Source organism: Stenotrophomonas sp. 10N36 (assembly GCF_056395005.1).
Window position 1 is genome coordinate 1 of record NZ_JBFTIS010000029.1, and the last position, 14,077, is coordinate 14,077.

At 67.6% G+C, this 14,077-nt stretch carries 12 protein-coding genes; 7 read left to right on the forward strand and 5 right to left on the reverse strand.

Annotation, left to right across the window (positions count from 1 at the left end; all coding sequences use genetic code 11):
- Positions 1-126 precede the first annotated feature (126 nt).
- Positions 127-1,293 (reverse strand): efflux RND transporter periplasmic adaptor subunit, encoded by a 1,167-nt coding sequence (locus AC1DCJ_RS19180; protein WP_478071690.1) that lies wholly within the window; start codon positions 1,291-1,293, stop codon positions 127-129.
- A 126-nt stretch (positions 1,294-1,419) separates the two neighbouring features.
- Between AC1DCJ_RS19180 and AC1DCJ_RS19185 the strand changes: the two genes are divergently transcribed.
- Positions 1,420-2,166, forward strand: a complete 747-nt coding sequence (locus AC1DCJ_RS19185) for a response regulator (RefSeq protein ID WP_102100680.1) — start codon at positions 1,420-1,422, stop codon at positions 2,164-2,166.
- Positions 2,166-3,230, forward strand: a complete 1,065-nt coding sequence (locus AC1DCJ_RS19190; protein ID WP_137189375.1) for an ATP-binding protein — start codon at positions 2,166-2,168, stop codon at positions 3,228-3,230. The genes AC1DCJ_RS19185 and AC1DCJ_RS19190 overlap by 1 nt, the downstream gene beginning before the upstream one ends.
- Here the strand turns inward: AC1DCJ_RS19190 and AC1DCJ_RS19195 are convergent.
- From AC1DCJ_RS19195 to AC1DCJ_RS19205, 3 genes are all read right to left on the reverse strand, one after another.
- On the reverse strand, positions 3,208-5,025 hold the full coding sequence (locus AC1DCJ_RS19195) for a DUF7844 domain-containing protein (protein ID WP_478071691.1): 1,818 nt from the start codon (positions 5,023-5,025) through the stop codon (positions 3,208-3,210). The genes AC1DCJ_RS19190 and AC1DCJ_RS19195 overlap by 23 nt on opposite strands.
- On the reverse strand, positions 5,025-5,318 hold the full coding sequence (locus AC1DCJ_RS19200) for a DUF2388 domain-containing protein (protein WP_392732939.1): 294 nt from the start codon (positions 5,316-5,318) through the stop codon (positions 5,025-5,027). The genes AC1DCJ_RS19195 and AC1DCJ_RS19200 overlap by 1 nt, the downstream gene beginning before the upstream one ends.
- Positions 5,319-5,383: 65 nt before the next feature.
- Positions 5,384-6,772, reverse strand: coding sequence for an FAD-binding oxidoreductase (locus AC1DCJ_RS19205; RefSeq protein WP_478071692.1), 1,389 nt, complete (start codon positions 6,770-6,772; stop codon positions 5,384-5,386).
- Between the two features lie 187 nt (positions 6,773-6,959).
- Here AC1DCJ_RS19205 and serA point away from each other — a divergent pair, with 187 nt between their 5' ends.
- Complete coding sequence (serA, locus tag AC1DCJ_RS19210; protein ID WP_137189371.1) at positions 6,960-8,201, forward strand: phosphoglycerate dehydrogenase; 1,242 nt, start codon at positions 6,960-6,962, stop codon at positions 8,199-8,201.
- Positions 8,202-8,282: 81 nt separating this feature from the next.
- Here the strand turns inward: serA and AC1DCJ_RS19215 are convergent, their stop codons facing one another.
- Positions 8,283-8,864, reverse strand: a complete 582-nt coding sequence (locus AC1DCJ_RS19215; protein WP_314405117.1) for an NUDIX hydrolase — start codon at positions 8,862-8,864, stop codon at positions 8,283-8,285.
- Between the two features lie 183 nt (positions 8,865-9,047).
- Here AC1DCJ_RS19215 and AC1DCJ_RS19220 point away from each other — a divergent pair, with 183 nt between their 5' ends.
- The 4 genes from AC1DCJ_RS19220 (at position 9,048) to AC1DCJ_RS19235 (ending at position 14,075) form a co-directional block, all read left to right on the forward strand.
- On the forward strand, positions 9,048-10,526 hold the full coding sequence (locus tag AC1DCJ_RS19220) for an amino acid permease (RefSeq protein WP_038688618.1): 1,479 nt from the start codon (positions 9,048-9,050) through the stop codon (positions 10,524-10,526).
- 64 nt (positions 10,527-10,590) lie between these two features.
- A complete protein-coding gene (locus AC1DCJ_RS19225) occupies positions 10,591-12,018 on the forward strand; it encodes an amino acid permease (RefSeq protein WP_038688620.1) in 1,428 nt (475 codons plus the stop codon).
- Between the two features lie 706 nt (positions 12,019-12,724).
- A complete protein-coding gene (locus AC1DCJ_RS19230) occupies positions 12,725-13,369 on the forward strand; it encodes a methylthioribulose 1-phosphate dehydratase (protein ID WP_369968899.1) in 645 nt (214 codons plus the stop codon).
- Between the two features lie 142 nt (positions 13,370-13,511).
- Positions 13,512-14,075, forward strand: coding sequence for a 1,2-dihydroxy-3-keto-5-methylthiopentene dioxygenase (locus AC1DCJ_RS19235; protein ID WP_038688624.1), 564 nt, complete (start codon positions 13,512-13,514; stop codon positions 14,073-14,075).
- Positions 14,076-14,077: the final 2 nt, after the last annotated feature.

Below are 14,077 nucleotides of genomic sequence, written 5' to 3' on the forward strand. Positions count from 1 at the left end.
GTCTACACGGGACCCTGAGCGCCATGGATGGCGCGACGGAGCCTACAAGGACGTACTTGCGGCGTGTCCCGTGAACCCACCCACCCCGGCCCAGCCAGAGACCAGGTGCAAAAAGCAGCTTTTGCCCTAGTGCGAGCCAACGGCCTTCGCGGCAGTAGCACTGGCAACAGCAGCCGGCTGCCAAGGCCGGGCCGTCACCGCCATCCCTTCCTGCAACCGCTCCTGCCCTTCCACCACCACCCGCTCACCCGCCTGCAGCCCGTGGCTCACCACATACTGCCGGTCCACCAGACCATCCACCTCGATCGTCCGGATCACCGCCTTGCCCTCCTTACCCACCACCCACGCATACGACTGCCCGCCCGTACTGCGCAGCACCGACTGCTGCGGCACCAGCAACGCACCCACCTGCACCCCGCGCGGCACCCGCGCCCGCACGAACATCCCCGGCAACAACCGCCGCGCCGGATTGTCCACCACGATCCGCAACACAATGTCGCCCGTCTCCGCGTCCACATTGATCCCCGAAAACAGCATCCGACCCTGCTCCGCATACGGCGTCCCGCCCGTACCCAACAACGTCACCGGCAAACCCTTCGCCGCATCCAGCTGACCGGCCACCACCGCACGTTGAATACCCTCCAGCATCGACGCCGGCTGCCGCACATCCACGTACACCTGGTCCAACTGCTGCACCACCGCCATCGGCGTCGCATCGCTCGCCGTCACCAGCGCCCCTTCGGTCACCAGCGCCTGATCGATACGCCCCGCAATCGGCGACTCCACCGTCGCATAGCGCAGATCCAACTGCCGCCGCGCCAGCGACGCACGCGCCTGTGCCACGTCCGCCACCGCCTGCTGATGCTCCGCATGCGCGTCATCCCGCGCCTGCTGACTCACCGCCTGCGCCGCCGCCAGCGAACCCAGCCGCTCCGACTGCACCCGCGTCCGCGCCACGGCCGCCTCACTGCGCTGCAGCAACGCCCGCGCACTGTCCACCTCCGCACGGAACGCCGCCGGGTCGATCTGGAACAGCGGCGTACCCGCCTCCACCTCCGCCCCCTGCGCGAACAGCCGCCGCTGCACGATCCCGCCCACCTGCGCGCGGATCTGCGCCGTACGCACCGCCGCCACACGGCCCGGCAACTCATCGTCGCGCTGCACCGTCGCAGCCGAAAGCGACACCACGCTCACCTCCGGCGCCGCCACCGGCGCCACCTCGTCCTTGGCACATCCCGCAAGCATGACCGCAAGCACCGCCCATACAGCGGTTTGAATCCTGTTGGTTTTCATCAGCAGCACAGGGCCGCACGCGCGGCCAGAATCATGAATGGCGAAGTCTGCGGCGCCTGCGTGGGGTTTCGATGGAGGAACTGTGGAGATACGATGGAGCACAAGCACCTTCTGGCCCTGCCCCGCATGCACGCCACCGATTCGCCCAGCGCCGCCGCGCACTGGGACCGCTCGCTCAACGCGCTGGTCCTGATCGTCGAAGACGAACCGGAAATCGCCGACATCGTCGCCGCCTACCTCCATCGCGAAGGCCTGCGCACCGTGCGCGCGCAGGACGGCATCGGCGCCCTCGCCCTGCACCGCAGCGCCCGCCCCGACCTGATCCTGCTCGACGTGCAGATGCCCGGCATGGACGGCTGGACCGTGCTCAACACCGTGCGCCAGCGCGGCGACACCCCGGTCATCATGCTCACCGCCCTGGACCAGGACCTGGACAAGCTCACCGCGCTGCGCATGGGCGCCGACGACTACGTGGTCAAACCGTTCAACCCGGCCGAAGTGGCCGCGCGCGTGCGCGCCGTCCTGCGCCGCACGCTCAATGCGCGTGGCCCGGCCAAGCCCGGCATCCTGCGCGTCGGCAGGCTGGTGATCGACCCCGAAACCCACGCCGTGCACGTCGAGGGCGACGGCTACAGCCACGAACTGCTGCTCACCCTGACCGAGTACAAGCTGCTGCACTGCATGGCGCTGGCGCCGTCACGGATCTTCAGCCGCAGCGAACTCATGCACGAGTGCCTGCCCGAGAGCGAAGCCCTCGAGCGCACCGTGGACAGCCATGTCAGCAAGCTGCGCCGCAAGCTCGACGACGTCGGCCTGGGCAACGTGCCGGCCAGCGTGCGCGGCGTGGGCTACCGGCTGGCGGCCGACCACTGATGCGCCGCCCCGGGCTGAGCCGGCACATCGTGGTGTCGATGTCGCTGATGGTGCTGGCGGTGATCGTGATGGTGATCCTCAGCTCCTACCTGCTGTACGCGGTGCTGGTGAACTTCTACCCCTACGCCGAAGAACCCACCGGCTGGGCCCCCACCGGCCCCGAACTGGTGTGGATGGCCGCGGTCACCCTGCTGGGCCTGGCCGTGGCCGTGGCTGCCTCGGTGCGGCTGTCGCAGCGCATCCTGACCCCGCTCAATTCGGTGGTGGACAGCATCGGCAAGCTGGCCGGCGGCGACCTTGGCGCGCGCGCCGCTGCCAGCGACCGCTCGCTGGGCGAGGTGGCGCTGCTGGTGGACGACTTCAATGCCATGGCCCGCCGCCTGCAGAACATGGATGCGGACCGGGTGATGTGGCACGCGGCGATCGCCCACGAACTGCGCACCCCGGTGACCATCCTGCGTGGCCGCCTGCAGGGTCTGGCCGAGGGGGTGTTCCAGCCCGATGAAGCCCAGTTCCGCAGCCTGCTGGCGCAGGTGGAAGGCTTGTCCCGGCTGATCGAAGACCTGCGCGTGCTGAGCCTGGCCGACAGCGCGCGGCTGGACGTGCGCCGCGCGCGCAGCGACGTGGTGCATGAAGTGCATTCGGTCATGACCCTGGTCGACCCCGGCTTCCGCAGCGGCGGTTTCGTGCTGGAACTGGAAACCTCGCGCGGGGAGCATCCGGCCCATTGCGATCCCACCCGGGTGCGCCAGGCCCTGATGGCGCTGCTGGAGAATGCCCGCCGCTACGCCACGCCGGGGCGCGTGCGCATCGCCGTGCACGACACCGCCACCCACGTGCAGGTGTCCATCGACGATGAGGGACCGGGCATCGACCCCGCCCTGAGCGCGCACATCTTCGACCCGTTCATGCGCGGCGATGGCTCGCGTTCGCGCCAGCGCGGCGGCAGCGGGTTGGGCTTGGCGGTGGTCAAGGCCATCGCCGATGCCCATGGCGGCCGCGTATCGTGCACCGCCAGTGCGCTGGGCGGCGCACGCTTTGTCATCGAACTGCCGCGCCAGTAGCGGTTTCCTCGCGCGCCAGGGTACGCATGCGCGCGCCCAGCCGGTCCAGGTTGTTCTCGATCGTGACCAGTTCCTGCTGCTGTGCCGCCGGCAGGCGCGCGCGCAGCTGTTGTTGCAGCTGCTGCCACGCCGGTACGCCGCGGGCGCTGATGGCCGCGGTCGATGCGGCGGCCGCCGCCCGCTCGCTGCCCAGCGGCAGACCGTAGCCGCCGCCCGGCACCAGCGCCGCCGGGCTGACCAGCTGGCCGGTGTCGTGCAGCAGTGCCATCAAGTTGTCCCGGGCCGGGTCGGTACCGTTTGCGCGAGTGCCAAGCGTGCGTTTGAGCTGGTCTCGCGCGCGCAGTTCCTCGCGTTGGCGTGCCGCCTGTTCCAACAGCAGCAACGCCGCCGTTGCACGCAACCCACCCTGTTCCAGCCACGGTGCCCGCTGCGCCGCCGGACGCTGCAGCCATGCGGCCACCTCGGCAGTGTCCAGCGGCAGTTCGCCCCGGGCCACCTCGAACAGCTGCTGGTAGTGATCCTGCGCCGAGGCGAAGTAGTAGCCCTGGCGGGTCGCCTCGGCCCGGTTCTGCAGCACCGTCGGATCGGCGCGTCCCTCCCGGGTCAGGCGCGTCAGCAGGCCACGCGGGGTGATCCGGTTCAGGCCGGGCGTGGCCCACGCCGGCACGCCTTCCTGCAGCAGCTTGCCGGTTTCCACCGCGCAGTTGTTGCTCACGAACAGGTACCTGCCGTCATAGCTCCAGTGCACCTGGCCCACGCGTTCGAGCAGGCTGGCAATCTCTCCGGGCTGCAGCTGCAACGGCACGGAAGACAGCCCGCGCAGTTCCAGCTGGGTGTACTCGTTGATCACCTGGTTCAGAGGCAACACGAACAGCCGCGACGGGTACGAACCGGTGAGCCCGCGCCAACTGGAAATCTGCACATCGCCGACGAACGCGCGGAACGACAGTACCCGGTGGTAGGACAGGTCCATCCGGCAGGCCGGCCCCGGCGCGCGGCCCGGCGCGCAGATCACCAGCCGCAGCATGCTGTGGCCCCAGCGGCTCATCAGCTGGTCGTTGCCCTCGGCGAGCAGGTAGTCCACCGCGTACACGCGGGCCGGATCCAGCTGCAGCAGCGATGCGGCGCCCGATGCGTCGTCGGCCTGCACCAACGGCAGGCGTGAATCGCAGCCGGGGGCGTGTCCGCTGGCACCGATCTGCGCGGTGAACCAGGCATGCACTGCCGGGCGCCGGCAGGCATACGCGGGATCCAGCACGAAATGTTCGGCGTTGACCGCCAGAAACTCCGCCGGGCTGGTCCGCTCATAGTCGTCGGGGCTGCGCGTGCTGAAGTGATTGCCGGTGCGACCCAGCCGCCAGGGCCGCTGCTGCCAGCCACTGAGGTCGCGCCATCGCGCCGTCTGCGACCAGCCCCCGCCTGCGGCGCGGTCCAGCACATGGGTGAGTTCGTGGATCAGCGCGGCCTGCAGCGCGCGCGGCAGTGGCTCGCCGGTGCGTACGTCATCGAGCAGGTCACGGCGCAGGGTAATCGCGCCACGGCGGGTGCGGCCATGCACGTGTTCGGGAAGGGTGGACGACCAGCCGACCTTTACCGGGCGATCAAAGCGGTCCTGCCAGGCTGCGGGCAGCACCTGCTGCATGTCCTGCAGCGCACGTTCGGCGGCCAGGACCTGCGGCCCATCAAGTCCGTCCGGCTGCAGCTCGAATTGCAGCGCGGCCTGCGCGAAGGGGCAGGCCAACAGCGCCGCCAGGGCCGCCCAACGCCAGCGGCGGGCCCGGCGACGCGCCTGCATCAGCGTGCCAGCAGGGTCCGGGCCAGCGCCAGGTCGCTGGTATCGCGCTGCGCGGCATCGTGTTCGCGCAGGTGCAGCAGCGCCGCTTCCAGGCGGGCGCCACGGATGGCCCCGTCGCTGGCAACGAATGCCGCCGCGTCTTCGCGTGCATCGAGCACGATCTTGTCGTCGTCCGAGCTGGACGAACCGGCCGACGAAGCACCGGAGGCGGAGCCAGCGGACGAGCCGGCGAAACTGGAGGCCAGCGCCGGCAACGGCAGGGCAAGCACGGCGAGAAGCAGGATCGGACGCATCGTCATGGTGTCGTTCGAAGTGGGAAAGCGCAGAGCGTATAGCCTGCGTGAAGACCTGTCGCGCCCTACAGGTCGAACAGCTTGCCGGGATTCAGCAGCCCTTGGGGATCAAACGCACGTTTGACCGCCTTCATCAAGGCGATTTCCGGCGCACTGCGGGTGCTGTCCAGGTAACCCTTCTTGACCAGACCGATGCCATGTTCGGCCGAGATGCTGCCATCGAACCGTGCCAGCACCTGGGCCAGCAGCTTGGTCACGTGCTCGCACTGGGTCAGGAATTCCGCGTCTTCGGTGGCATCGGGCTTGAGCACGTTGATGTGCAGGTTGCCGTCGCCGATGTGGCCGAACCAGACCACGTCGAAGTGCGGGTACGCCTGCCCGATCAGCGCCTGGGTTTCGGCCATGAACGCCGGCATCGCCGAGATCCGCACCGACACGTCGTTCTTGTAGGGCTTGTAGCGCGCCACCGCTTCGGTGATGCCTTCGCGCAGGCGCCACAGCTGCGCGGCCTGCGCATCACTGGCACTGACCACGCCATCGCTGACCCAGCCCTGCTCCATGCAGGTCTCGAACGCCGCCATCGCGGCGGCTTCCTGGGCCTCGTCGCCGGCCGCGAATTCGGTGACCACGTAGAACGGGTGCACCTGCTCGAACGGCGCCTGCGCACCGTGCGCCAGCACGTGTTCCAGCGCGCGGTCGGTGAAGAACTCGAACGCCTGCAGCTGCATCCGCTCACGGAACGCGGCGAACACCTGCATCAGCACCTCGAAGCTGGGCAGTGCCAGCAGCATCACGTTGCTGGCCGGCGGCGGATCGGTCAGCCGCAGCGTCGCCTCGACGATCACGCCCAAGGTGCCTTCGGAGGCGATCAGCAGCTGGCGGAAATCGTAGCCGCTGGAATTCTTGATCAGGCCCTTGTTGAGCTCCAGCAGCTCGCCACTGGCGGTGACCACCTTCAATCCGGCGATCCACTCGCGGGTGTTGCCGTAGCGGATCACGCGGATGCCGCCGGCGTTGGTGGCGATGTTGCCGCCGATCGAGCACGACCCACGCGCGGCGAAGTCCACCGGGTAGATCAGCCCGTGTTCGAGCGCTGCGTTGTGCACCGCTTCCAGCGCCATACCGGCCTGTACGGTGAGGGTTCGGTCCACCGCGTCGAAGGCCAGCGGCTTGTTCATCCGTTCCAGGCTGAGCACCAGCTCACCGTGCGCAGCCACCGCGCCACCGGACAGCCCGGTGCGCCCACCCGACGGCACCACCGCCACCTGGTGCGTGCTCGCCCAGCGCAGGATCGCCTGCACCTCGTCCACGCTGCCCGGCAGGGCGATCGCCAGCGGCGCCGGGGTCCAGCGCCGGGTCCAGTCGCGCCCGTAATGCTCCAGATCGGCCGGTTCGGTCGTGAGCCGCAGCCCGGGGCAGTCCTGCAACAGCGAAGAAAGGCGCGGATCGGTCATGGCGGCAAGGCGGGACGAGGGAATTCCCAAGCGTAGCAGACCGCCACGCCGGGCCTGGCCGCCGGCATCCCTTCAACGTGTCAACGGATGCATCTGAAACCATCGCCGCGCCGATTGGCGCACTGCACAATCCCCCGCCCGTTCTGGCATAGTTGGGCGCTCCCGCCCTACACGCTGCGCCCCGCCCATGTCGCCGAAGAAGACCTCGTTCCCGAAGCAGGATATCCGCGTGCTGTTGCTGGAGGGGGTGAGCCAGACCGCGATCGACGTCTTCACCGCCGCCGGCTATTCGCAGATCGAACTGCACAGCAAGGCGCTGCCCGAGGACGAGTTGAAGGCACGCATCGCCGAGGCCCACATCGTCGGCATCCGCTCGCGCACCCAGCTCAGCGCCGACGTGCTGGCCAACGCCAAGCGCCTGATGGCGGTGGGCTGCTTCTGCATCGGCACCAACCAGGTCGACCTGGACGCGGCCGAACTGGCCGGCATCCCGGTGTTCAACGCGCCCTACTCCAACACCCGCAGCGTGGCCGAGCTGGTCATCGCCGAAGCGATCATGCTGACCCGTGGCATCCCGCAGAAGAACGCCGAATGCCACCGTGGCGGCTGGTCCAAATCGGCGGCCGGCAGCCACGAAGTGCGCGGCAAGACGCTGGGCATCATCGGCTATGGCCACATCGGCACCCAGGTGGGCGTGATGGCCGAGGCCATGGGCATGCAGGTGATCTTCCACGACGTGGAAACCAAGCTGTCGCTGGGCAATGCCCGCGCGGCGATCAGCCTGGACGACCTGCTGTCGCGCGCCGACATTGTCACCGTGCACGTGCCCGAAACCCCGGCCACGCAGTGGATGATCGGCGCCGAACAGCTGGCCCGCATGCGCCCCGGCGCGCACCTGATCAACGCCGCACGCGGCACCGTGGTCGACATCGACGCGCTGGATGCGGCGCTGCACAGCGGCCATATCGGCGGCGCGGCACTGGACGTGTTCCCGATCGAGCCCAAGGGCAACGGCGATGCCTTCGTGTCGCCGCTGACCGCGCACGACAACGTGATCCTGACCCCGCACGTAGGCGGCAGCACGCTGGAGGCGCAGGACAACATCGGCGTTGAAGTGGCGGCCAAGCTGGTGCGTTACAGCGACAACGGCAGCACCCTGTCGGCGGTCAATTTCCCGGAAGTGACCCTGCCCGAGCACGAGGACAGCCTGCGCCTGCTGCACATCCACCAGAACGTGCCGGGCGTGCTGTCCAAGGTCAACGAGATCTTCTCGCGCCACAACGTCAACATCGACGGCCAGTTCCTGCGCACCGATGCCAAGGTGGGCTACGTGGTGATCGACATCACCGCCAGCGAGGCACAGGCCGGCGCCGTGCGCGACGAACTGGCCGCGATCCCGGGCACGCTGCGGACGCGCGTGTTGTATTGACCCCCAGGCAGGTATCGACCGTTGGTCGATACACCTTTGAACGGGAGCCGATTGCCCCACGCGACGACCAACGGTCGTCGCCTACCGGGCGAGCCAGCGCTTGGCCATGCGCGGCAACGAATCGTCACCATCCGGCGTCGCGATCGCCGCATTGGCCACGTCACGGATCTCCCGCCACGCCAGCGCCAGCGACTCTTCGCTGATCGCAAACTGTTCGCTGCCCACCGCCCGCACCACGTAGCGGGCGTCGTAATGCCAATGGCCGGGCACGTCCCTGCGTTCGGGGATCCAGTGCTTGTCGATGTCGAACAGCGCGCCATCCTCCAGCACCAGCCCGCTCAGCCCGGACTCCTCCTCCGCTTCCTTGAGCGCCACCCGGGCCAGGTTGCGGTCGCCGTCGGCGTGGCCGCCCAGCTGCAGCCAGCGGTCCAGCTTGCGGTGGTGGGTGAGCAGCACGCGCTCCCCGTCGGCACTGACCAGCCACGCGCTGCCGGTGAAATGACCGGCCAGGCGCTCGCGCAGGAAGGGGTTCTCCGGATCGTCCAATAGTGTGCTGAATTCGTCAGCCAGGGCGGCGTGGGCAGGCTGGCGCTGCGCATACGCAGCCAGTTGGGCACGCAGTTCAGCATCAGCAACGGCAACGGATTCAGGGTTCAGCGACATGGTAGCGGGGGGTTCGGGCGGAATATGTCGATTATCGCCGGGCCATGCTGCATTTGTGCTTGTGCGCGGGCTTCAGCTTTGGCTAAGGTACAGCGGGCCCCGCACGCTGGGGCGCCCAGTTGCCATCAAGGTGCCCGGCAATGTACCGCGCACCTCACCTTTGTCCATTTAGGGAAGCACTGCATGCTGAAGTCTCTGTTGAGGGTCAAACCGGTTGAACCCGCCGGCCACGTCGACGCGGGTGAACCCATCGAAGGCAGCCTGGATGGCGAAGCCACACTGAAACGGACCCTCACAGCCAAACACCTCATCATGCTCGGGATCGGCGCGGTGATCGGTGCCGGCATCTTTGTGCTGACCGGCCAGGCCGCGGCCAACCACGCCGGCCCGGCAGTCATGCTGTCGTTCGTGTTCGCCGGCTTCGCCTGCGCGCTGGCCGGCCTGTGCTACGCCGAGTTCGCGGCGATGATGCCGGTCTCCGGCAGCGCCTATTCCTACTCCTACGCCACCCTCGGCGAAGGCATGGCCTGGTTCATCGGCTGGTGCCTGGTGCTGGAGTACCTGTTCGCGTCGGCGTCGGTCGCGGTGGGCTGGTCGGCGTACCTGATCAGCTTCATCACCACCACGTTGCACATGCCGTTCCCGGACGCGCTGAGTGCCGCGCCCATTGCCTGGAACGGGCATGAGTTCGCCGCCTCCGGCAAGCTGTTCAACCTGCCGGCGATGCTGATCGTGGCGGCGGTGACCGGCCTGCTGTATGTGGGCGTGACCCAGTCCGCGTTCGTCAACGCGATCATCGTGGCCATCAAGGTCTTCGTCATCTGCCTGTTCGTCGGCATTGGCGCGGCCCATGTGGACCCGGCCAACTGGCATCCGTTCATCCCCGAAAACACCGGCGTGTCCGGCGAGTTCGGCTGGAGCGGCGTGTTCCGCGCGGCCACCATCGTGTTCTTCGCCTACATCGGCTTCGATGCGGTCTCCACCGCCGCCGGTGAAACCAAGGACCCGCAGCGGAACATGCCGATCGGCCTGCTCGGTTCGCTGGCGGTCTGCACCATCGTCTACATCATCGTGTGCGCGGTGCTGACCGGCATGCTGCCGTACCACCTGCTGGGCACCGACAAGCCGGTGGCCACCGCACTGGAGGCCTACCCGAGCCTGTCCTGGTTGAAGACCGCCGTGGAGATCGGCGCCATTGCCGGCCTGTCCTCGGTGGTACTGGTGATGATGATGGGCCAGACCCGCATCGCCTACACCATCTCGCGCGACGGCCTGCTGCCGAAGGTGTTCGGCAAGGTCCACAAGCGCTTCCGTACTCCGTACTGGGCCACGATCGTGGTCGGCGTGATCGCCGCCGCACTGGCCGGCATGGTGCCGCTGAACGTGCTCGGCGAGCTGGTGTCGATGGGCACCCTGCTGGCCTTCGCCACGGTCTGCGTGGGCGTGCTGATCCTGCGCTACACCCGCCCGGAGCTGCCGCGTCCGTTCCGCGTGCCGCTGGTGTGGGTGATCTGCCCGCTGGGCGCGGCGTCGTGCCTGTTCCTGTTCTGGCAGGCGTTCGTGGTGCATTGGCACCTGTTCGTGGGCTGGACCGTGCTGGGCCTGCTGATCTACTTCGGTTACGGCATGCGCCACAGCAAGCTCAACACTCCGTCCGCCTGATGTACCTGACGGGCCGGCCACGCCGGCCCGTTCCACATACGCTCCACCTATAAGAAACCACACCATGTTCAAGCAACTGTGGGCCACCAAGCACCCGCACGCCGCCCACGAAGACGCCAACGGCCTGAGCCTGCGCCGCACGCTCGGCCCCTGGGGGCTGACCGCGCTGGGCATCGGCGCGGTGATCGGCGGCGGCATCTTCGTCATCACCGGTCAGGCCGCGGCCAACCACGCGGGCCCGGCAATCATGCTGTCCTTCGTGCTCGCCGCGATCTGCTGCGCGTTCTGCGCGATGGCCTATGCCGAGTTCGCGGCGATGGTGCCGGTCTCCGGCAGCGCCTACACCTATACCTACGCTACCTTCGGCGAGCTGTCGGCCTGGTTCATCGGCTGGATGCTGGTGCTTGAGTACGGTGTGTCAGCCTCGGCGGTGGCGGTGAGCTGGACCGGCTATTTCCTGAGCCTGCTCAGTCATTTCGACATCCACCTGCCCGCTGCACTGGTCAGCGCGCCGCTGGATGGGCAGCTGCGCCCGACCGGGGCGATCGCCAACATTCCGGCCGCGATCCTGGTGCTGCTGCTGACCTGGCTGTGTTACGTGGGGATCAGCAAATCCTCGGCGATGAACATGGCGATGGTGGTGCTGAAGACGGGGCTGATCATCCTGGTGATCATCGCCGGCTGGAAGTATGTGGATCCGGCCAACTGGACACCGTTCATTCCGGAAAACGCGGGGCCGGGCAAGTACGGTTTCGAGGGGGTGCTGCGCGGTGCGGCGATGGTGTTCTTTGCCTATATCGGGTTCGAGGCGGTGTCGGTGGCGGCACAGGAATCGCACAAGCCGCAGCGTGACATGCCGATCGGGATGCTGCTGTCGCTGGTGATCTGCACGGTGCTGTATATCGCGATGGCGGCGGTGATGACCGGGCTGGTGCCGTATCAGTTGCTGGGTACGGACGAGCCGGTGGTGACGGCGGTGGCGGCGCACCCGCAGTTGGGCTGGTTGCGGATCGTGGTGGAGATCGGGGCGCTGATCGGGTTGTCGTCGGTGGTGCTGGTGATGATCATCGGGCAGCCGCGTATTTTCATGATCATGGGGCGCGACGGGTTGTTGCCGCCGGTGTTCACGAAGATTCACCCGAAGTACCGGACGCCGCACATCAATACGGTGATCACGGGGATCGGGATCGCGTTGCTGGCGGCGTTGTTCCCRCTGGATATTCTGGGGGAGCTGACGTCGATGGGGACGCTGATTGCGTTCGCGGCGGTGTGTGCGGGGGTGTTGATTCTGCGTCGTACGCAGCCAGACTTGCCGCGTCCGTTCCGGATGCCGATGGCGTGGTTGATCTGTAGTCTGGGGGTGCTGAGCTGTATCGCGCTGTTGACGGCGATGACGGCGCACAACTGGATGCTGATGGGGATCTGGACGGCGGTGGGCTTTGCGATCTACTTCGGGTATGGGTATCGGAATAGTCGGCTTGCCGGGAAGTAAGGGGTGGGGTTTTGCCGGGCCTGCGGCCCGGCGGCCCGCTTTTACTGCAACGGCAAATGCAACTGCAACGGCAACGGCGGCTCTGGGGTGCTGTTGGGGTGGCGGGGCGGGGTGAGGCCGCGGGGGACGCCGCAAGTACGTCCTTGTAGGCTTGGTCGCCGCATCCATGCGGCTCACACCCCCGCAACCTCACCCCGTCCCACCCTCGACAGGTTCCGTGTGACGGTGCCAGGAGCAGATGGAGCGAGGGAGCGAGGGAGCGAGGGAGCGAGGGAGCGAGGGAGCGAGGGAGCGAGGGAGCGGGATGGTTGCTGCCTGGTTTCGTTGGTTCGCGGTGATTGGTGATAAAAAATGAAATCGAGGTAGGTGGCGACCGTTGGTCGTCACGCTTTGGAGCCGGCCACTGGCCGGCTTTGCTTTTTCTCCCCCCACCCCACAACGCTGGCACGCGCCTCAGTGTGTGGGGGGCTGGGCGGGGTGGGGTTTGCGGGGGTGTGAGCCGCATGGGCCCGAGGCATGCCTCGGGCGGGTTGGGCAGGACGCCCAACCCCGGTCTCGCCATGTGCGCACGAGAGCGCACACGCGCAAGCGGCGACCACGCCTACAGGGACGGATTCACGGCGTCCCCCGCAAACCCCACCCCGCCCAGCCCAGCCAGGAATCAGGCTTCATGTAGTACCTGCTTTTAACGATCCACCCCGTTAAAATGCCAGCCATGAACACCTTCCCCTACGATACGGCGCGCCTGAGCGAGCTGGCCCAGGTGCTGATCGACAACGTGCGTGAGCTGGCCCAGGCGGGCTGGACGCCGGCGACCAGCAGCAATTTCTCCCATCGCCTGGATGATCGCCATGCGGCGATCACCGTGTCCGGCAAGGACAAGGGCCGGCTGGTGGAGGACGACATCATGGTGGTCGACTTCGACGGCAAGGCCGTGGGGCGTCCGCTGCGGCCGTCCGCCGAGACCCTGCTGCACACCCAGCTGTATCGCCGGTTCCCGGAAATCGGCTGCGTGCTGCATACCCACTCGCCGGTGCAGACGGTGGCCTCGCGCCTGTATGCGCCGCAGGGGCATATCCGCCTGGAAGGCTACGAGCTGCTCAAGGCCTTCCACGGCAACAGCACCCACGAAATGGCCATCGACGTGCCGGTGTTCGCCAACACCCAGGACATGGACGTGCTGTCGGCCCAGGTCGACGCGCTGCTCGACACCCAATGCCTGTGGGGCTACCTGATCGACGGCCACGGCCTGTACGCCTGGGGCCGCACGATGGCCGAAGCACGCCGCCACCTGGAAGCCTTCGAATTCCTGTTCCATTGCGAACTGGAACTGCGCAAGCTGCGCGGCTGACCAGCAGCGCCTGCGTCCCGGTAATGCCGGCCGCTGGCCTGCTCCACGCCATCCTCGGAATACCGGTCGCTGACCTGCTGCATGCAATCCCGGTAGTGCCGGCCGCTGGCCGGCTCTTCCGGATCTTTTAACGTTCATGAAGATGAGCCGACTCCGCATTTTTGACGACACCGCCCCGGACGCCCCGCTGTTCGACAGCCGCGATGGCGCGGCGATCGCCGCCGAACTCAAGCAGATCGGCGTTACCTTCGAGCGCTGGCAGGCCACCCAGGCGGTCGCGCCCGGCGCGAGCCAGGAAGAGGTGTTCGCCGCCTACAAGGCCGACATCGACCGGCTGGTGGCCGAACATGGCTTCAAGAGCGTGGACGTGGCCTCGATCGCCCCGGACAACCCCAACCGCGCCGAGCTGCGGAAGAAGTTCCTCGACGAGCACTTCCACAAGGAAGACGAAGTACGCTTCTTCGTTGCCGGCTCCGGCCTGTTCACCCTGCACCTGGACGGCAAGGTCTACGAGATCGAGTGCGTCAAGGATGACCTGATCGCCGTGCCCGATGGCATCACCCACTGGTTCGACATGGGCGAAGAACCCAGCTTCGTGGCGATCCGCTTCTTCACCGAAGCCGACGGCTGGGTCGGCCATTTCACCGGCAGCGACATCGCCCAGCAGTTCCCGCGTTACCACCCCGCACAGCACCAGGCCGACTGATC